A 17,418-nucleotide genomic window follows, 5' to 3' on the forward strand; every position below is an offset into this window, starting at 1 on the left:
ATGGCAAGCATCATCGACGCACTGCTGGTCACCATTGGCTTGGATGCCACGGGGTACAAGCGCGGCCAGAAGGAAGTCGAAGAGGCCAACCGAAAGCTGTCCGACGAGGAACAGAAGCAGGCCAAGGAGCAGCAGGCCCGGCAGAAGGCCGCAGTGGAGGGCTTCCGCGCGATCCGCAATGAGATCCTGACCATCGTATCTGCTGCCCTAGGTGGCAAAGCGCTGAAGGACTTCATGGCCGACGCCACGGCGACGAATCGGCAACTGGGGATCAATGCCCGCAACCTGGGCATGTCGGCCTCGCGCCTGAAGGCGTGGCAGGACGCTGCGAAGGCTGCTGGCGGAACGGCTGAAGGGCTGACCAACAGCATGCAGGGGCTGGCTCAAGCGATTGAGCAGCACCAGCAGGGCAACCCGACCGAAGCCACGCGCATGCTCGCGCGCATGGGTGTCAACTTCAATGAGAAGGACATCGAGAAGCTGACTGCTGATGTGGCGGGAGCACTCCAGCGCATCGGGAAGGAATACGGGCCGCAGACTCAGATCTTCGCGGCCAATGCCTTGGGCATCGATCCCGGCACGCTGGAACTGCTGCGCCGCGGCAAGGATGGGGTTTCCAAGCTCGTCAACCAGATGGCCGAGCACACGAAGTCGTCCAACGATGCCGCGCAGGCGTCCGGCCGGCTGACCTCGGCGTGGGGTAACCTGTCCAACCGTGCCGGCGACCTGGGGAATCGGATCTACGTCGCGTTGGTGCCGGCCCTGGAGGCGGCATCCAACCTGCTGACCAAGATCCTCGACACCATCCTGAAGGTGGACGAGTCCACGGGCGGCTGGACGATCAAGATCGGGGCGCTGTCGTTTGCCCTGGTGGGGCTGGCTGCTGGCTTGCGAACAGTCCTGACTATTGGCCGTGGCTTGCTTGCCCTGATGGGCGGCGGTGCAGCGGCGGGGGCGGCTGGTGCAGCAGCCGAGGGCGGTGCCGCAACTGGCGCAGCCGCCGCTGCAGGGGGTGGCCTATTGGCTCGTCTGGCGTGGCTCTTCAAGGGCGGCGTGGGTCTTAGCGCGCTGATCTACTCGGGATCGCTGAACGCGAACGAGGACGCGGAGCTGGCGCGCATTCGTGGCGAGGGCAGTCCAGATGCGCCCAAGCAGTTCGCGGAGTTGGAGAGCAAGTGGGGCCTGCCGCCTGGGATGCTCGACAAGATTTGGAGCATCGAGTCCAGCCGTGGCAAGAACATGGTTTCGCCAGCAGGGGCAACCGGCCACTTTGGGTTCATGCCTGGAACTGCGGGAGACATGGGTCTTTCGCGTGAAGACACGTTCGACCTCGGAAAGTCTTCGGAGGCCGCCGCCAAGTACATGTCCATGCTGCTCAAGAAGTACAGCGGCGACACCGAAAAGGCCCTGGCTGCCTACAACTGGGGCATGGGCAACGTTGACCGTCAGGGCATGGCGAACGCCCCGCTTGAGACGATCAACTACATCAAGAAGTACAACAACCTCGGGGGCCGTGCTGGCAACACCACGACCAGCGAAACGCACATCCAGAGTCTGACGATCAACACGCAGGCTACGGATGCGCAAGGTATCGCCCGTGAACTCCCTTCTGCCCTGGGCGCGAACTCCCTGGTGCCCAACTTCGCCACTGGGGTGAACTGATGCCGCTCATCGAATACCCGGACGTCCCGCTCGCTGCGGGCGTGCCGGATGTCGCGCGTCAGGCGGCTGTGCAGGCGGTGGGAGCGCTGCCGGAAATCACTGTGGCCGCCGAGCGCGACACCGTTGACCTCATCCAGTCTCCGACGGCTTGGGCGATCCTGTACGAGGATGGCACTCCCGCACTGGAGCCGGATTCGGTGGTGGCCATCGACACGCGCAACGAACAGCGCCTGGTCGGTCACCCTATCGAACAGGGGTCGTTCAACACCATCAACAAGGTGGCGACGCCCTACGAAGTCCGGCTGCGCATGACATGCTCTGGCAATGGGGTGATGACTCGGGATTCCTTCCTGGCCCAACTCCGCGTGCTGGTAGACGGCATCGACCTGCTGACTATCGTCACGCCGGATGAGGTGTTTGAAAACGCCAACCTGACGCACATTGACTACCGGCGCGAGTCGCGTAACGGCGTTTCCCTGCTGACGGTGGATGCATGGTTTGAAGAGGTCCGCCAGGCCGGTGCCAACCCCAAAACCAGCACCATCGCGCCTTCGGGGGCGGCGAACCGTGACGGCGGGATTGTCCAGGCGCCCACGATGGCCCAGGCGACCGTCGGGAGTATCGAGAACGTCGCTCTTCGTACTGCTGGGCTGTACGGCCAGCAACTCACGCAGACCGCCCTGAACTCGGCGATTGGCCGTCTGCGGGTTGCGGCCAGTGCCAATCTGAACATCCCCGGCCTCAAGTCGGTCTACGCTCGGTTGTACGGCTGATGCAGCAAATCAACATCACCGCCGTGCCGTCGCAGACCGTGGAGGTCACGCTGGCAGGTCAAGATTGCACCATCGTGCTCCAGCAGAAAGAGCAGGGGCTATTGATCGACCTGACCATGGGTGGCGTCAAGCTGACGTCTGGCCAGGTGTGTCGTGATCGGGTGCGGATCGTGCGTCATGCCTACCTAGGGTTTGTGGGTGACCTGTCCTTCGTGGACACGCAGGGCACAAGCGACCCGGAGTATTTGGGGCTGGGCACTCGGTACGTGCTGGGCTACATCGAGGCGGATCTACTGTGACGCTGGCAAAGCGGAAGCTCACGGTCACGCTCATCAAGGGCAAGACCGCCAAGACGGAAGAGCAGACGTTCCAGCTTGAAGGGCTGCGGGTTGAAGCTCGCATCGACAACCCGGGCGGATTTCAGTCGTGGGGAAGTCTGCAGGCGCGCGTGTTCGGTCTTCGCCGCGAGGTGTTGAACACCTTCACGATGGTGGCGGGCAAGACCATTGGACAGACGAACAACCGTGTAATCGTGGAGGCCGGCGACGACGTGACCGGCATGTTCCGCGTGTTCGACGGCAACATTTTCTTCTCCGCGCAGAACCTGCAGGGGGCGCCAGACGTGTGCTTGGAACTGGTGGCGGTGTCGGCCATGTATGAGCGTATGGCCCCCGCCGCACCGAACAGCTACAAGGGCGAATTCGACGTCGCCACGGCGATTAAGGGTTTGGCGCAGGCTGCAGGCTTTGGATTCGAGAACGCAGGCGTCACGGTGAAGCTGCGGGACCATTACGCGGCTGGCTCGCTGATCGACCAGATTTACGACCTAGCCCGCTCGGCCGGAATCATGTGCAGCATCGACAACCGGATTGTCTCGATCTGGCCCAATGGCGGAAGTCGGAGTGAGCGCATCATCAAGGTCAGCGCGCAGACCGGCCTAGTGGGCTACCCGACTATCTCAAGCAACGGCACAGCAATCCGCACGGTCTTCAACCCTGCGATCAACATCAGCGCGAAGATCGACCTTGAAAGCGTGATCGAGCCTGTGAATGGGCGGTGGTACTGCCAGACCGTGACGCACGAACTGGCATCGCTGGTGCCCGATGGCCCCTGGTACACGGCGGCCACACTGACCCCGACGGATTTTTATGTCGCTCGGAACTGAAGCATTCGGCACGCGCACTGCAACTTCGGGCTCCAGCAAAGGCAACGAACAACTGTTCGTTATCGAAGCGCTGCTGTCCAAGGTGCGAACCTGCTACCCGGTCAAAGTGCTGGCCGTCACGAACAGCGGTGGCGTCGAGCCCATTGGCTATGTGGACCTCGAAGTCCTCATTACGCAGCTGGACGGGGATGGGAATGCGATCCCGCACACGACCATCTACAACGCGCCTTATCTACGTGTGCAGGGCGGCCGGAATGCAGTGATCCTGGATCCGGAGGTGGGGGACATCGGGGTTGCGTCCTTCGCGTCGCAAGACATGTCCGGGGTGAAGGTGGCGAGGGGAGTGTCCCCGCCTGGCTCGAAGCGCCGGCACCACTTCTCCGATGCGGTGTACCTGTACTCAATCATTGCCGGAGCGCCCGAGCAGTACGTGCGCTTCTACAGCGGCGGGATCGAGTCAGTCACTCCGAACGAGTTCAAGGTGAGCGCCAAGAACATCGTTCTGAACGCTCAAGAAAGCATCACGTCCACCGCAACCAACATTGACCAAATCGCATCGGTTGCAGTGGCTCAAACCGCCCCGGTGGTCGGCCTGAACGGCGCGATCACGCAGACGGTCGCCACAGGCGGAAGTACCGACGTTCAACTGGTCGGCCCGGTCAATGTGCAGCAGCAGGTCCATTCCGACACTGACGTGACCGCCGACACGGTCAGCCTCAAGGCGCACGTTCATTCGGGCGTGCAGGACGGCACAGACAACTCCGGTCCGCCCGTCTAAGGCGCACCATGCAAACACAGGCCCGCCACTGAGCGGGCCTTTTCTTTTGGGGAACCGAATGAGCAATGTCCCGTCGCTGACGATTGACGGAACAGGCGTGACCCTGCCTGCGGAGCAGGACATCCTGGCCGGGGTTCAAGCGGACATCAATGAAGCGTTCGGGGGTGGTGTCAACCCGGGCCTGTCTACCCCCCAGGGTCAGATTGCCCAATCGATGACGGCCATCATCGGCGACAAGAACGCCCAGTTCGCCGAGCTGGTCAGCAACGTGGACCCGGACTCAGCGGATGGCCGGTGGCAGGACGCCATTGCCCGCATCTACTTCCTAGACCGCATCCCTGCCTCCGGGTCTGTGGTCATCGGCAAGTGCATCGGCGCCGTGGGGACGCTGATCCCTGCGGGCACGCGCGCTCAGGACACGAACGGCTACGTCTACGCTTCGACAGCGGACGGCACGATTGACTCTTCGGGCTTCACAGAGATCCAGTTCCAGAACACCACGACCGGCCCCATCGGCTGTGCGGTGGGGGCGCTGTCGATCATCTATACCGCGGTGATCGGGTGGGACCGGATCGAGAACGAGTCCGAAGCCGTCCTTGGAACCAACGTCGAATCTCGCGCGGATTTCGAGTACCGCCGATCCAACTCCGTCGCCCTGAATGCGACCGGCTCTTTGCCGGCGATCTACGCCAACGTGCTGGACGTGGATGGGGTCTTGGACGCCTATGTGACCGAGAACCCGACCAGCTCCACGGTCACGAAGGGCTCGACCAGCTATTCCCTAGCTCCGCACTCGATCTACGTGGCCGCGGTGGGCGGGACAGCATCCGCCATTGCACAGGCTATCTGGACGCGCAAGAACACGGGCGCTGACTACAACGGCAACACGGCGGTGACGGTGACCGACAGCGAAGGCTACGAGCCCCCGTATCCGTCCTACCAGGTCAAGTTCGAGATCCCCTCGGACCTGCCGATTTATTTTGCGGTGGAGATTGAGGACTCACCCGACCTGCCCGCTGACGTGGTGGCGCAGGTCAAGGCGGCCATCGTGAGCGCCTTCAACGGGTTGGATGGTGGCGCACGGGCTCGCATCGGATCGCGCATCCTGGCCAGCCGCTTTTATGCCCCGGTGCAGGCGGTGAGTACGGCGGTGGAAGTGCTGTCCATCCTGATCGGCACGACGTCCTCCCCCGCGCTCAATTCGCTGACTGTCGGCATCGACCAAGTGCCCACGATCAGCGCGGCCAACATCTTGGTGACGCTGGTGAGCTGACATGCGCGACGTCATCAAGACCATCGAAGCGCAGTATGGAAACAGCCCGACCATCCTCGCGCTGATCCAGAACTTCAACGACTGCATCGATCCCTCGGCCAACATCGATGCCTTCTATGACGTCGTATGGAACGTGGATTCAGCCCAGGGTTTTGGGCTAGACATCTGGGGGCGCATCGTCGGCGTCAATCGCAACATCCGCGTCGCCGCAAGCGATGCGTACTTCGGCTTTCAGGAGGGCGTGAACTATCAGCCCTTCGGTCAAGCCCCGTTCAACTCGATGGCATCGAGCAGCGGCACCAGCATCTACGCGCTGACGGACGACGCTTTCCGCACGCTGATCCTGGTCAAGGCGCTGGCCAACATCAGCAACAGCACATCGCGCGCCTACAACCGGCTACTGCAAAACCTCTTCGCAGATCGGGGTCGATGCTTCGTGCATGACACGGGCGGCATGCAGATGCGGTACGTCTTCGAGTTCGACCTGCTGCCCTACGAGATTTCCATCATGACCGCGTCGGGCGCATTCCCTCGCCCTGCAGCGGTGGACGCGAAGGTTCTCGCGCTCGATCCCGCATCCACGTTCGGCTTCGCTGAAGCCGGAAGCTTCCAGCCCTTCAACCAGGGCGCATTCCTCGCAAACCAAGGACTTCGCAATGTTGCTTAGCGACGCCCCATCGCCGATTCAGCTCCCGTTCGCCAACAGCGGGGCGAAGAACACCATTCCCGTTCCCTCGCAGATCAGCGTGACGCCTGGCCGGGCCTCGTACACGGATGGCTTCCCGCCGCTGACGCGAACGCCTCTGGCAGCTGGTGGTGTTCCTCCGTTCGGCGAGGACATGAACGGCATCCTGAATGCCATCACCGACGTACAGCAGTGGCAGACGTCGGGCGGCCTGTTCACGTACAGCGCGGCGCAGGCGCCGGCCATCGGCGGCTATCCGAAGGGAGCGATCCTGCTCAAAACCTCGGGCGCGGGGTTCTGGGTCAACTCCGTCGATGGAAACGTGACGGACCCGGACGCCGGTGGCGCTGGCTGGGTGGATCTGCTCCAAAACGCAATGTTCGGTGTGGACTCGGGATCGGCGAACACATACGTCGTCGCCCTGCGCCTGGGTAGCACTTCGATTGCCGACGGCACGGTGGTTCGCTTCAAGGCAAATGCATCCAACAGCGGCGCCTGCACCTTGAACGTTGGATCGCTTGGGGCAAAGGCCCTGATCGGGGCGGGTCAAGAGGCACTGCAGGGCGGCGAGATTGTTGCCGGTGGCATGTGCATCGCCACCTGGAGCTTGGGGCTCAATAGCTGGGTGCTGAATCAGTGCACTGGCGGTGCTCAGCCCGTGGCGCTGGCCACGAACTGGCGGCATGCGGTGCGCCGAGATCAGACGATCGGTGATGGCGGCACTGCGCTGCAACTGGTGACGGGCAGCCGCGCCATCGGCGTCACGTACACGAACACGAGCGCGCGGCCGCGCATCGTCATCATCGACCTCGGCATCTCCAGCGGCGTGGCTCGTGCATATGTCGGCGTGCAAGAAGTGTGGTTCTTCTCGGGGGCGAGCGGATTCAGCACGGCATTTCTCATCGTGCCGCCCGGTGCGACCTATACCGTTGGCGGCGTCTCTGGCTCCGCCTCCATCGAATACTGGTTGGAGTACTGAGCATGCGATTCTTCAAGAGCGCCGCGACTGGCGCCGTTCACGCCTACGACGATGATGTCGTCATTGAGAGCGATGCATCGGGCGTCTACACCTTCACGACGGCTCACGGGTTGCGGCTGGATGTGCCGGCCGACCTGCAGCCCTGCGCCGAACCCGGACCCGCTGAAATGACGGTGGAGCAAAAGCAGGCCGCACTGTCCGCCAAGGTTCAGGAGCACCTGGACCAAGCGGCCCAGGATCTGGGCTATGACGACATCCGCAGCGCGGTCACCTATGCGGACGAGCAAGCTGTGCCCAAGTTCCAGGCTGAGGGCCGCGCGCTGCGTGCCTGGCGCTCCGAAGTCTGGGCCGCCTGCTATGACCTTCTGGATCAATGGTCCAAGGGGAAGATCGAAGAGCCCACGCCAGAGGACGTGATTGCTGCGCTGCCGGCGTTCCAGGGCGTGGCCAGCGCCTGATCGGCCTTTGCGACGTGAAGACCCTACTTCTCGACCGCACAGCGTGGGACTTGGTCCTGGACGCGGCGGGAAACATCGCGCTTGCGAGCGAGCCATACGCCATCGCCCAAGACGTGGCCAGTGCGGTCCGCCTATTCAAGGGTGAGGCGTACTACGACACATCTCAGGGGGTTCCCTACTGGGAGCAAATCCTAGGACAGCGACCTCCGCTGTCACTTGTCAAAGCGGCAGTCGTGAAAGCCGCACTCACCGTACCGGGCGTCTTAGACGCCCGTTGCTTTTTGGTGTCCTTCATTGACCGAACCCTGACGGGTCAGGTCCAGGTGAAGACGGCCGAAAGCTTTGCCGCCGCATCGCAGTCCTCAACGGGAACCCAAATCACCACGTTCGACGGTCGCCCCATGGTGACCACGGACGGCTATTACATCGTGAGCTTCTGATGAGCGCTCTTGCTGTCACCTTCAGCCAGTTCCAACTGGTTACCGAGCCTGATTCGTCGTCCTACGTCGTGGGGTACATGACGGTCAACGGGGTCAACAAAGAGATTCGCATCCCCTACACGAATGTGCAGGCCCTTGCGAATGCGGTAGCTCAGGCGCAGTCCGCCGCCAGCACTGCAACCACAAAAGCCGGAGAGGCCGGAGGCTCCGCTTCTGCTGCTGCGGAAAGTGCGGCCGAGGCCGACATCTCTGCTGCTGCGGCCGAGGCTGCCGCCGAGAGCGTTCTTTCCATTTCCGAAGACTGGGGTTTGACTTCCAGCGCACCGGGTTCCACTGAAGACTGGGGTACTGCACCATGACCAAGCAAGTTCAAATTCGTCGCAACAGCGGCACGCTCCTCAACACCTATACCGGCCCTGTCGCCGAGTTGACTGTCGATACCGACGACTACTCACTGCGCGTTCAGGACGGAGTCACGCCCGGGGGTGTTCCATTGCCCACCCTGTCGGGCAACTTCCGAGCCGGCAAGAGCCGGCTTTTTTATGACGACTTCAACCGTCCAAACACTGCGCTGGGCAGCATAGGCGCTCCCGTGGGCGGCAACTCGTACACGTTGCTTGGGCCGAATGCTTTGGCACCCGCTACCGATGGCCGGATCTCGCAAAAGCGATTTGTCTCGACTGCGGGGAACGTGATTTATGCGACCCAGGATCTGCGCGGCCCGGTCAACATCATCGGCGCGCGCATGCTTTGGACGGCCGGCAATGCGGGGGCAAACGCAGGAACGGCTGCGTTCCTGATCAGCCCGCAGAACGGAGCAAACACGATTGCCAACTCGGCAATCCACATCACCATGACGCGCTCTCAGTTCGTCATCGGCTACATCCTGGGCAGTTCCATCGTCAACCTCAAGACGGTGATCTACACCACTCAAATCCCGCTGAACACCGAGATCATGGCCGAAGTCCGGATCGACGGGAATTACATCTCGTGGGACATCAACGGCGTCGTCGGCTCTCTCAAAATGCCGATCATGAACTCGATTGGCCTTGGCCAATACGCGACCTGGGAGCACTACTACGCCTCTTCGTCTGTGTCCGACCTCGTGGCCTATACGGCAGTGTGGGCCGGTTCCGATGCAGTGCGCCGAAGCTCTTTGCAGGAGTTGTGCGTCGCCGCCTGGCGCTTCAAGGACACCACTTGGACTGATAGCTCGGGCCAGGGCCTTACGTTCAACAGCGCTACCGGCTCGCCCACGGTATCTGCAGGCAAGCTGGGCAACGCCCTGACGCTGGTGGCCGCGAGCAGCCAGTACCTGACAAAGACCAATGCGCAGCAGTTGCAATTGGCGGGCAAGGAGTGGACCCTCGCAATGTGGGTCAACCCAGCCACCATCAGCGGCACGCGCGCGATCTGGAACAAGGGCACGAGCACTACTCTGGAGCTGGACGTGTTCCTCGACTCGTCGGGCCGAGTGAACGCCATTGCCAGCCCGACCGGTCAGACCTCCAGCGGATCTGTGACGGTCATCAACACCACCGCGCTGACTGCAGGCCAGTGGGCTTTCGTTGTGGTGGCCTATGACCCGTCCTCGACGCGCCTGGGCGTATCTATCAACGGGGGCGCCTTCACCACGCAGGTGCTGACCGGCGTCTACCTTGGTACGTCCGACCTGCGCGTGGGCTACGCGAGCCGGCTGGGATCGTCGTACTTCGACGGCCAGATTGGCCCGATCAGCCTCTTCACGACGGCGCCCGGCCATGGTGGATATCTGAGCGATGACCTGTTGCGACGGCTCTACAACGATGGCGACGGCTTGAGCTTCCCGTGGTGACCTGATGCCTGAACCCACTACCACCACCGCAGCCGCGGTCGCCACGCTCTCGGGCGGCGCGCTGGCCGTGCCTGCGCTGTCCCTGCTGGGCATGCCGCTGGGCCTGCGTGCTGACGTCCTGGTGGCCGGCTTTGCTGGCGCCCTGGCCGCTATCGCGCTGCTCAATAGCGTGCCGGCGACGGGCGACACGGCACGGGCGCTGCTCGAGACGTCGTGCAAGCGCCTGTTCGTGGCCACCACTTCAAGCCTGACGGCCGGCTATCTCACGCCGCTGATCCTTCTGTGGTCTGGCGTGCCGGATTCGCTGCTGCTGGGCGCGGCCTTCGCGGTCGGCGGCGGCGCGCAGAAGGCCATGGCGTTCGTCATGCGGCGCTTCTTCGGCGACGAGCCCCCGAAGGGGGGTGCGGCATGACGCTCATCAGCCTCGTCCACGTCATCGGCGGCGTCGTCATTGTGTGCGAGGCGCTGGCCAAGCTGGCGCATTGCCGGCCAATCTGGGAGTGGCACTCCTGCCGGGCCTTCGGGTTGTGCGAGCTGGCGACGGCGGTCGCGTGGATTCTGGCCGGCCTCGGCGGTGGTGGCGCCATCGTTACGCCGCTGATGCGCTGGCACGGCCCGGACCTGGGGGATGCGTTCATCGTCGCCGCGCTGGCGCTCATCATCATTCTTGCCCGCCTGCGCGAGCGGCCGGCCCTGGAGGTCTCATGCCCTCGCTGATCCTGACCGCCGAGCAGCTGGCCGCGTCAACCGGCTCCTTCTTGTCCAACGCACAGAAGTGGCTAACACCGATCACCGATGCCTTCGGCCAATACGACGTGGACACGCCGGAGCGTGTCGCGATGGCCCTGGCCAACATCGGACACGAGAGCATGCGCCTGACGCGCACCACGGAGATCTGGGGGCCGACGCCGGCGCAGCGCGGGTATGAGGGTCGCGCCGACCTCGGCAACTCGCAGCCTGGCGACGGGGCGCGCTTCAAGGGCCGCGGGCTGCTGCAGACCACCGGCCGGGCGAACTATCGAGCGTTGCGCGACCGCCTGCGCGCACGCATGGGCCCGACGGTGCCGGACTTCGAGGCGGTGCCCGACCTGCTGGCTGCGGTGCCCTGGGCCGCCCTGGGCGCGGCCGACTACATCGGCATGCGCAGCCTGAACGCCCGCGCCGACCGCGGCGACTTCGAAGGCTACTGCGCCGGCATCAACGGCCGCAACCGGGCCACCGGCAAGCCCAACGGCATGGCCGAGCGGCTGGAGCTCTACGACAACGCGCGCCGCGCACTGGGGATCTGACGTGACCGCGCTGCTCGATCTGGTGCCGCGCTGGCTCCTGCTGGCGCTGCTGGCCTTCGCCCTGGTGCTGGTGGGCGTGGAGCGCACCCAGGTGCTCAAGGCCCGTGCCGACACCGCCGCGGCGCAGCGCGATTACGCCGCCTACCGGGCAACCCAGGCCGAAGCCGGCCGCCTGGCCGAGAAGGCCAACCGCGATCGGGAATCCGCCTGGCGCGCCCAATTCGAGAAGGAGGCCCGCGATGGGCAAGAACGCATCGACCTCGCGCGCCGCGACGCTGACCGCGCTGGCGCTGCTCTTGACGGCCTGCGCCGCCAGCTCTCCGCCGTCCTCGCCGCCGAGCGTGGCGCCCCCAGCAGTGCCCAGCCTGCCACCGCAGGCCCTGCAGCCGAATCCGCCCTCGATCTGCTCGCAGGGATGCTCGGTGGGGGTGGAGAAGCTCTTGTCGAGTTGGCGGGATTCGCTGACGCAGCCCACGCGGCCGGGCTTACCTGCCAGCGCTCAGCCGGGGCGCTGACGACGGCCGGGCAGTAGGTCTCGCCCCTGGTGGGAGGGCGGGCAAGGGTCAGGAGACTGGCGGCCGCCACTCCGAAAGCCCAGCGGCCAGGGCAGCACAGGCCAGAGCAGTGCGCTTGTCGATCTTGCTCGACCCGTTGAGCATGCGCGTGTACGTAGTGAGATTGACGCCCAGGGCGCTGCTCGCTTGGGACAAGCTCAGCCCCATGGCCGTTTGCCAGAGTCGGAGATCTGCGGGCGTCATCATTCGGCGGTGATGCTGCAACCCGGCAGGCACAGCCAGGTTGTGCCGTGCTCGTCCATCATCTCGACGCTCGTATAGCCCAGCTTGGAAGCCAGCAGGCCACGCAGTCGCTGGAACTCCCACCCCTGCTCTGCGATGTCTTCGGGCTCGCAGTCGTCCAGTGCCTCGCACGACTTGCTCATGATCGCATCGGCAATGCGCTCATCACCGCCGGCAATCTCCAGAGCGACGTCGTAGGCGCCTTCAACGTCGTAGTTCAGCTCGTAGTCGCTTAGGGGGCGGGGCGAGACGATGCGGTGTGCGATGGCGCCATGACTCAGAGCCGCTTCGCGAGTCGGCGTGCCAAACAGGCCGCCAAAGACGCCGGTCGCCTTGATCGCTTCGATCTGGGTATTGCTGCCGTGGAAGAGTTCGTGTGCCATGGGTGTAATGTACTTGCGTTTTGCAAGTAGAGCAAGCGCTGCCATGTCATCTTCCCAGCCGATCAAGCGCCCGGCCTATGCGCGGTAGAGGCATGCTCCGTTAGAAACATGCCGATTCGTTAGAAACCGCCGCCAGAAAGGACAACGCCCACAGCGGCCTAAGTTGCTGCAGGCGTTGAGGTTTTTGGTCGGAACGGCGGGATTCGAACTCGCGACCCTCTGCTCCCAAAGCAGATGCGCTACCAGGCTGCGCTACGTTCCGACAAGCCCGCCATTCTAGCGCTTCTGATACTGGGTCTTGCCGAACAGGATCTCGCGCGACTTGTCGTCGGTGATCGGCTTGCGGCGATCGGCCAGCACCTGCACGCCCCGCTGCACTGCCGGACGCGCCGCGATGCCGTCGAACCAGGCCTTGAGCGCGGGGTAATCGTCCATCTCCACGCCCTGGTTCTGCCAGCTGCGCAGCCACGGAAAGATGGCGATGTCGGCAATCGAATAGTCGGCGCCGCCGACGAAGGCGCTCTTCTCCAGGCGGCGGTCGATGACGCCATACAGCCGCTTGGCCTCGTTGGTGTAGCGCTCGATGGCGTAGGGCAGCTTCTCGGGCGCGTACATGCGGAAGTGATGGGCCTGGCCGAGCATGGGGCCCACGCCGCCCATCTGGAACATCAGCCACTGCAGCACCTCGAAGCGCGCGCGGTCGCCCTGGGGCAGCAACTGGCCAGTCTTGGCCGCCAGGTAGACCAGGATGGCGCCTGACTCGAAGAGCGAGATCGGCTGCCCGTCCGGCCCCACGGGGTCGGTGATCGCCGGGATCTTGTTGTTGGGGCTGATGGCCAGGAAGTCGGGCGCGAACTGGTCGCCCTGGCCGATGTCGACCGCGTGCGCCCGGTAGGGCAGGCCGGTCTCCTCCAGCATGATGTGGACCTTGTGGCCGTTGGGCGTGGGCCAGGAATAGACGTCGATGACAGGTTGTTCGGACATGGTCGGATGGCTCCTAGGGATGCGCTTCACGAATCGAGCGGCAAGTGGGCGCCGCGGATCGGGATGAGATGCTAGGCGCAAAGCGCAGCAATAGCCCAGCTATTGCGAGCATTTGCAACGACGCAGATCGCCCGATTCCGCAGATGCCCACGGCGCGCGCATTCGTGAAGCGCGTCCCTAGGCAGGCGGGCCGCAGGATAGCGCCGCGCGGCCACCCGCGCAGCGCCGTCACGCAATTGCCACGGCTTCGACATGCGGGCTTCATCGGTGCGGCACAGACTGCGCGGCAATCCGAAAAGACCAGAAGCCGCTCATGAAAGAACTGCCGACGCCCACCCTCGCCCTGTCACGCCTCGGCCTGCGCGAGACGCTGTGGCCGCAGCCGCCGCAACTTCCCCAGCCGGCCGCAGCCGGCGGCGTGACGGTGGCATGGGCCCGCCACCAGGACGAGGTGCGTGAGGCGCAGCGCCTGCGCTGGCGCGTGTTCGTGCAAGAGATGGGTGCGCGCCTGCCCACGTCGCTGCCGGGCCATGACGTGGACCTGTTCGACGACTTCTGCGAGCACCTGCTGGTGCGCGCCGAGCCGGGTGGCGAGGTGGTGGGCACCTACCGCGTGCTCACGCCGGCCCAGGCCCGCCGGGTGGGCGGTACCTACAGCGACACCGAGTTCGACCTGACCCGCCTGCGTGGCCTGCGCGAGCGCATGGTCGAACTGGGCCGCAGCTGCGTGCATCCGGACCATCGCCAGGGCGGCGTGATCCTGGCCCTGTGGGGTGCGCTGGCGGCCTTCATGCACCGCAACCGGCTCGACACCATGATCGGCTGCGCCAGCATCCCGATGCTGCAGAACGGTGTGCATGGTGGCGATGCCGCGGCCAGCATCTGGCGCCAGCTGTCGGCCACGCACATGGCGCCCATCCAGTACCACGTGCAGCCGCGCCTGCCGCTGCCGGTCGACCAGTTGGACGGCTCGCTCGATGTGGAGCCGCCCGCGCTCATCAAGGGCTATCTGCGCCTGGGCGCCAAGGTGCTGGGCGCGCCGGCCTGGGACCCGGACTTCAACACCGCCGACCTGCCGATGATGATGCGCCTGGCCGACCTGCCACCGCGCTATCGCCGCCACTTCCTCGGCGCCTGAGAGGGGGCGGCGCGGCACATGACAGTGTCATGACGGCGTCACATTCAAACATGACAATGGGATGACAGTCTTGCCTCTGTCCCTCGACCCCGACGTCATGCCCTTTTCCGAAGAGTCCCTGCCGACGCCGAATGTGCCGGCAGCCACCCCGTTGCTGGACCGGGACCACAGCATCCTGGCCTTCAACCGGCGCGTCCTGAACTGGTCGGAGCGGCCCGAAGTGCCGCTGCTGGAGCGCCTGCGCTACCTGTGCATCGTCTCGTCCAACCTCGACGAGTTCTTCGAGGTGCGCGCCGAGCCGCACGTGCGGGCCTGCCTCGAAGCGCAGGGCACCGGGCCGTACACGGCCGAATCCTTCGATGCCCTGTCGGCGGCCGCGCATGCGCTGGTGGCACGCCAGTACCAGCTCTACAACGACGAACTGCTGCCGGCCTTTGCCGAGCATGGCATCCATGTCATCTCGCACGGCAAGCGCAATGCGGCACAGCGCAAGTGGGTGCAGGAATACTTCGAGCGCGAGGTGCGGCCGCTGCTGATCCCCGTCGCGCTGGACCCGGCTCATCCCTTCCCGCAGGTGGCCAACAAGTCGCTGAACTTCATCGTCAAGCTCTCGGGCAAGGACGCCTTCGGCCGCGAGAACCCCATTGCCATCCTGAAGGTGCCGCGCGTGCTGCCGCGGCTGATCCGCATGCCGACCAAGGTGTCGGAGGGCAGGACGCTGGTGGTGGCGCTGTCGAGCATCGTGCGGGCGCACCTGCACGCGATGTTCCCGGGGCGGGAGGTGGGGCAGTTTTCGCAGTTCCGCGTCACGCGCCATTCCGACCTCGCCGTGGATGAGGAAGATGTGAAGAACCTGCGCACCGCGTTGCGCCAGGGCCTGCAGCACCGCAACTTCGGCCAGGCCGTTCGGCTGGAGGTGTCGGCCGACTGCGACGAGTCGCTCTGGAGCTTCCTGCTGGCGCAGTTCAACCTGCCGCAGGGTGCGCTCTACCGCGTGCCGGGGCCGGTGAACCTGGCGCGCTTCTCGCAGATGGTCGACCTGATCGATGAGCCGCGCTTCAAGGACCTGCGCTTCACGCCGTACCAGGCCTCCTACCCGATCAACCTGTCGACCGGCCAGTCCTTCTTCGACCGGCTGCAGCGCAGCGATGTGCTGATCCACCAGCCCTTCGAGAGCTTCGACGGTGTCATCGAATTCCTGCGCGAGGCGGTGGCCGATCCGCAGGTGCTGGCCATCAAGCAGACCATCTACCGCACCGGCTCCGACTCGGTGCTGATGGACCTGCTGCGCGAGGCCGTGCGCCGCGGCAAGGAAGTGATGGCGGTGGTGGAGCTCAAGGCCCGCTTCGACGAAGAGGCCAACATCAACTGGGCCGAGGTGCTCGAATCCATCGGCGCGCAGGTCGTGTACGGCGTGGTGGGTCTCAAGACGCACGCCAAGATGCTGCTGGTCACCCGCCGCGAAGGCCGCCACATCCGCCGCTATGGCCATCTCTCGACCGGCAACTACAACCCCCGCACCGCGCGGCTTTACACCGACATCAGCCACCTGACGGCCGACCCGCAACTCACGGCGGACATGGATGCGCTCTTCGTGCACCTGGCCGGCCAGAGCCGGCTGCCCAAGCTGCAGCGGCTGTGGGTGGCGCCCTTCGACCTGCACAGGAACCTGGTGGCCCGCATCGACGCGCTGGCCGAGGCTGCGGGCGAGGGCAAGACCACGCGCATCGTCGCCAAGATGAATGCGCTCACCGACGAGGCACTGATCGCGGCACTGCTGCGTGCCGGCAGCCGCGGCGTGAAGATCGACCTCATCGTGCGGGGTGCCTGCATGCTGCCGGCGCAGGTGCCGGGCGTGAGCGACAACATCCGCGTGCGCTCGATCATCGGCCGCTTCCTGGAGCATTCGCGGGTCTTCTACTTCCGCGTGGACGAGGACGAGAGCCTGTACCTTTCCAGCGCCGACTGGATGAACCGCAACATGATGCGGCGCGTCGAGGTGGCATGGCCGGTTACGCATCCGGTGTTGCGCCAGCGGCTGATCGACGAATGCCTGGTGGCCTACCTGCACGACGGCCGCGATGCCTGGGAGCTGGAAGCCGACGGCTGCTACGAGCGGGTGGACCGCAACCTGCATGCGGGCGAGCCCGGCGCCTCGCGCGCCATCGAAGCGCACGGCGCGCAGGCGGCCCTGATGGGGCGCTATGCCTTCCGCGGCCGTGGCCCGGGTGTCTGAGACGCGCACTGTTCGCAAGGGAAGGACAAGACCATGGACCTGATCCTGTGGCGCCATGCCGAAGCCGAGGACTGGCACGAGGGCTGCGACGACCTGGCCCGTTCGCTCACGCCGCGGGGCGAGAGGCAGGCCAAGCGAATGGCCGCCTGGCTGGATCGACAACTGCCCGAGGGCACGCGCATCCTGTGCAGCCCGGCGCGCCGCTGCGAGCAGACGGTGCTGGCGCTGGGCCGCAAGTACAAGTTGCGCGAGGAAATCGCCCCGCACGCGACCGGCGATGAACTGCTGGCTGCGGCCGGCTGGCCGCATGGCAAGTCGGTGATCGTGCTGGTGGGCCACCAGCCGGCCCTGGGCCAGGCCGTCGCGCGCCTGCTGGGCCTTCAGCAGGACAGTTGCGCCGTGCGCAAGGGCTCGGTGTGGTGGCTGCGCACGCGCGAGCGCGATGGCGAGGAGCAGACGGTGATGGTCACGGTGCAGGCGCCCGAGCTGCTCTGAGCGTCACCTCGCCCCCTGGCTTGGGCAGGCTCCGCCCGAACGGTGTCTG

At 64.9% G+C, this 17,418-nt stretch carries 21 protein-coding genes and 1 tRNA gene; 19 read left to right on the forward strand and 3 right to left on the reverse strand.

Annotated features, from left to right (window positions below; translation table 11 throughout):
- From ACT54X_RS08530 to ACT54X_RS08605, 16 genes are read left to right on the forward strand one after another with little or no spacing between them, the layout of a single operon-like run.
- Complete coding sequence (locus ACT54X_RS08530) at window positions 1–1,662, forward strand: lytic transglycosylase domain-containing protein (RefSeq protein WP_476346035.1); 1,662 nt, start codon at window positions 1–3, stop codon at window positions 1,660–1,662.
- On the forward strand, window positions 1,662–2,435 hold the full coding sequence (locus ACT54X_RS08535) for a phage baseplate protein (protein WP_476346037.1): 774 nt from the start codon (window positions 1,662–1,664) through the stop codon (window positions 2,433–2,435). Before ACT54X_RS08530 ends, ACT54X_RS08535 begins: the two co-directional genes overlap by 1 nt.
- Window positions 2,435–2,734 (forward strand): phage baseplate plug family protein, encoded by a 300-nt coding sequence (locus ACT54X_RS08540; protein WP_476346038.1) that lies wholly within the window; start codon window positions 2,435–2,437, stop codon window positions 2,732–2,734. The genes ACT54X_RS08535 and ACT54X_RS08540 overlap by 1 nt, the downstream gene beginning before the upstream one ends.
- Window positions 2,731–3,600 carry a baseplate hub protein gene (locus ACT54X_RS08545; protein ID WP_476346039.1) on the forward strand — a complete coding sequence of 290 codons (870 nt, stop codon included), beginning with the start codon at window positions 2,731–2,733 and terminating at the stop codon, window positions 3,598–3,600. Before ACT54X_RS08540 ends, ACT54X_RS08545 begins: the two co-directional genes overlap by 4 nt.
- Window positions 3,584–4,378 (forward strand): oxidoreductase, encoded by a 795-nt coding sequence (locus ACT54X_RS08550; RefSeq protein ID WP_476346040.1) that lies wholly within the window; start codon window positions 3,584–3,586, stop codon window positions 4,376–4,378. The genes ACT54X_RS08545 and ACT54X_RS08550 overlap by 17 nt, the downstream gene beginning before the upstream one ends.
- Before the next feature lie 58 nt (window positions 4,379–4,436).
- On the forward strand, window positions 4,437–5,651 hold the full coding sequence (locus ACT54X_RS08555) for a baseplate J/gp47 family protein (protein ID WP_476346041.1): 1,215 nt from the start codon (window positions 4,437–4,439) through the stop codon (window positions 5,649–5,651).
- 1 nt (window position 5,652) lies between these two features.
- Window positions 5,653–6,318 carry a DUF2612 domain-containing protein gene (locus ACT54X_RS08560; protein WP_476346043.1) on the forward strand — a complete coding sequence of 222 codons (666 nt, stop codon included), beginning with the start codon at window positions 5,653–5,655 and terminating at the stop codon, window positions 6,316–6,318.
- Complete coding sequence (locus tag ACT54X_RS08565) at window positions 6,308–7,315, forward strand: hypothetical protein (protein WP_476346044.1); 1,008 nt, start codon at window positions 6,308–6,310, stop codon at window positions 7,313–7,315. Before ACT54X_RS08560 ends, ACT54X_RS08565 begins: the two co-directional genes overlap by 11 nt.
- Before the next feature lie 2 nt (window positions 7,316–7,317).
- Window positions 7,318–7,773, forward strand: a complete 456-nt coding sequence (locus ACT54X_RS08570) for a hypothetical protein (protein ID WP_476346045.1) — start codon at window positions 7,318–7,320, stop codon at window positions 7,771–7,773.
- A gap of 14 nt (window positions 7,774–7,787) precedes the next feature.
- Window positions 7,788–8,213 carry a contractile injection system sheath initiator gene (locus ACT54X_RS08575; RefSeq protein WP_476346047.1) on the forward strand — a complete coding sequence of 142 codons (426 nt, stop codon included), beginning with the start codon at window positions 7,788–7,790 and terminating at the stop codon, window positions 8,211–8,213.
- A complete protein-coding gene (locus ACT54X_RS08580; RefSeq protein WP_476346049.1) occupies window positions 8,213–8,572 on the forward strand; it encodes a hypothetical protein in 360 nt (119 codons plus the stop codon). Before ACT54X_RS08575 ends, ACT54X_RS08580 begins: the two co-directional genes overlap by 1 nt.
- Window positions 8,569–10,047: a LamG-like jellyroll fold domain-containing protein gene (locus tag ACT54X_RS08585; RefSeq protein WP_476346051.1), complete on the forward strand. Its 1,479-nt coding sequence runs from the start codon at window positions 8,569–8,571 to the stop codon at window positions 10,045–10,047. Before ACT54X_RS08580 ends, ACT54X_RS08585 begins: the two co-directional genes overlap by 4 nt.
- Window positions 10,048–10,051: 4 nt before the next feature.
- Window positions 10,052–10,459 (forward strand): hypothetical protein, encoded by a 408-nt coding sequence (locus ACT54X_RS08590; RefSeq protein ID WP_476346053.1) that lies wholly within the window; start codon window positions 10,052–10,054, stop codon window positions 10,457–10,459.
- Complete coding sequence (locus ACT54X_RS08595; protein WP_476346055.1) at window positions 10,456–10,764, forward strand: hypothetical protein; 309 nt, start codon at window positions 10,456–10,458, stop codon at window positions 10,762–10,764. Before ACT54X_RS08590 ends, ACT54X_RS08595 begins: the two co-directional genes overlap by 4 nt.
- The gene (locus ACT54X_RS08600; RefSeq protein WP_476346057.1) at window positions 10,752–11,336 is read left to right on the forward strand and encodes a glycoside hydrolase family 19 protein; all 585 of its coding nucleotides are present in this window, start codon (window positions 10,752–10,754) and stop codon (window positions 11,334–11,336) included. The genes ACT54X_RS08595 and ACT54X_RS08600 overlap by 13 nt, the downstream gene beginning before the upstream one ends.
- A 1-nt stretch (window position 11,337) precedes the next feature.
- Window positions 11,338–11,868 carry a DUF2514 family protein gene (locus ACT54X_RS08605; RefSeq protein WP_476346058.1) on the forward strand — a complete coding sequence of 177 codons (531 nt, stop codon included), beginning with the start codon at window positions 11,338–11,340 and terminating at the stop codon, window positions 11,866–11,868.
- 225 nt (window positions 11,869–12,093) lie between these two features.
- On the opposite strand, the gene ACT54X_RS08610 is transcribed toward ACT54X_RS08605, so the two are convergent.
- From ACT54X_RS08610 to ACT54X_RS08620, 3 genes are all read right to left on the reverse strand, one after another.
- Entirely contained in the window at window positions 12,094–12,516 is a 423-nt protein-coding gene (locus ACT54X_RS08610; RefSeq protein ID WP_476346060.1) for an AcrIF11 family anti-CRISPR ADP-ribosyltransferase, read from the reverse strand.
- Window positions 12,517–12,701: 185 nt separating this feature from the next.
- A tRNA-Pro gene (locus ACT54X_RS08615) sits at window positions 12,702–12,778 on the reverse strand.
- Window positions 12,779–12,792: 14 nt separating this feature from the next.
- On the reverse strand, window positions 12,793–13,500 hold the full coding sequence (locus ACT54X_RS08620; RefSeq protein WP_017760635.1) for a glutathione S-transferase N-terminal domain-containing protein: 708 nt from the start codon (window positions 13,498–13,500) through the stop codon (window positions 12,793–12,795).
- Between the two features lie 313 nt (window positions 13,501–13,813).
- Between ACT54X_RS08620 and ACT54X_RS08625 the strand changes: the two genes are divergently transcribed.
- The 3 genes from ACT54X_RS08625 (at window position 13,814) to ACT54X_RS08635 (ending at window position 17,369) form a co-directional block, all read left to right on the forward strand.
- A complete protein-coding gene (locus tag ACT54X_RS08625; RefSeq protein WP_294371424.1) occupies window positions 13,814–14,638 on the forward strand; it encodes a GNAT family N-acetyltransferase in 825 nt (274 codons plus the stop codon).
- A 97-nt stretch (window positions 14,639–14,735) separates the two neighbouring features.
- Window positions 14,736–16,874: a polyphosphate kinase 1 gene (ppk1, locus tag ACT54X_RS08630; RefSeq protein ID WP_476346094.1), complete on the forward strand. Its 2,139-nt coding sequence runs from the start codon at window positions 14,736–14,738 to the stop codon at window positions 16,872–16,874.
- 33 nt (window positions 16,875–16,907) lie between these two features.
- On the forward strand, window positions 16,908–17,369 hold the full coding sequence (locus tag ACT54X_RS08635; RefSeq protein ID WP_476346062.1) for a SixA phosphatase family protein: 462 nt from the start codon (window positions 16,908–16,910) through the stop codon (window positions 17,367–17,369).
- Window positions 17,370–17,418: the final 49 nt, after the last annotated feature.

The sequence above is a fragment of the Pseudacidovorax sp. DMC4 genome (assembly GCF_056314265.1).

What these genes read in the sequence shown, in the direction of transcription:
- ACT54X_RS08530 (WP_476346035.1), top strand. Translation starts at nt 1, where the DNA reads ATGGCAAGCATCATCGACGCACTGCTGGTCACCATTGGCTTGGATGCC.
- ACT54X_RS08535 (WP_476346037.1), top strand. Translation starts at nt 1,662, where the DNA reads ATGCCGCTCATCGAATACCCGGACGTCCCGCTCGCTGCGGGCGTGCCG.
- ACT54X_RS08540 (WP_476346038.1), top strand. Translation starts at nt 2,435, where the DNA reads ATGCAGCAAATCAACATCACCGCCGTGCCGTCGCAGACCGTGGAGGTC.
- ACT54X_RS08550 (WP_476346040.1), top strand. Translation starts at nt 3,584, where the DNA reads ATGTCGCTCGGAACTGAAGCATTCGGCACGCGCACTGCAACTTCGGGC.
- ACT54X_RS08555 (WP_476346041.1), top strand. Translation starts at nt 4,437, where the DNA reads ATGAGCAATGTCCCGTCGCTGACGATTGACGGAACAGGCGTGACCCTG.
- ACT54X_RS08560 (WP_476346043.1), top strand. Translation starts at nt 5,653, where the DNA reads ATGCGCGACGTCATCAAGACCATCGAAGCGCAGTATGGAAACAGCCCG.
- ACT54X_RS08565 (WP_476346044.1), top strand. Translation starts at nt 6,308, where the DNA reads ATGTTGCTTAGCGACGCCCCATCGCCGATTCAGCTCCCGTTCGCCAAC.
- ACT54X_RS08570 (WP_476346045.1), top strand. Translation starts at nt 7,318, where the DNA reads ATGCGATTCTTCAAGAGCGCCGCGACTGGCGCCGTTCACGCCTACGAC.
- ACT54X_RS08580 (WP_476346049.1), top strand. Translation starts at nt 8,213, where the DNA reads ATGAGCGCTCTTGCTGTCACCTTCAGCCAGTTCCAACTGGTTACCGAG.
- ACT54X_RS08585 (WP_476346051.1), top strand. Translation starts at nt 8,569, where the DNA reads ATGACCAAGCAAGTTCAAATTCGTCGCAACAGCGGCACGCTCCTCAAC.
- ACT54X_RS08590 (WP_476346053.1), top strand. Translation starts at nt 10,052, where the DNA reads ATGCCTGAACCCACTACCACCACCGCAGCCGCGGTCGCCACGCTCTCG.
- ACT54X_RS08595 (WP_476346055.1), top strand. Translation starts at nt 10,456, where the DNA reads ATGACGCTCATCAGCCTCGTCCACGTCATCGGCGGCGTCGTCATTGTG.
- ACT54X_RS08600 (WP_476346057.1), top strand. Translation starts at nt 10,752, where the DNA reads ATGCCCTCGCTGATCCTGACCGCCGAGCAGCTGGCCGCGTCAACCGGC.
- ACT54X_RS08610 (WP_476346060.1), bottom strand. Translation starts at nt 12,516, where the DNA reads ATGGCACACGAACTCTTCCACGGCAGCAATACCCAGATCGAAGCGATC.
- ACT54X_RS08620 (WP_017760635.1), bottom strand. Translation starts at nt 13,500, where the DNA reads ATGTCCGAACAACCTGTCATCGACGTCTATTCCTGGCCCACGCCCAAC.
- ACT54X_RS08625 (WP_294371424.1), top strand. Translation starts at nt 13,814, where the DNA reads ATGAAAGAACTGCCGACGCCCACCCTCGCCCTGTCACGCCTCGGCCTG.
- ppk1 (WP_476346094.1), top strand. Translation starts at nt 14,736, where the DNA reads ATGCCCTTTTCCGAAGAGTCCCTGCCGACGCCGAATGTGCCGGCAGCC.
- ACT54X_RS08635 (WP_476346062.1), top strand. Translation starts at nt 16,908, where the DNA reads ATGGACCTGATCCTGTGGCGCCATGCCGAAGCCGAGGACTGGCACGAG.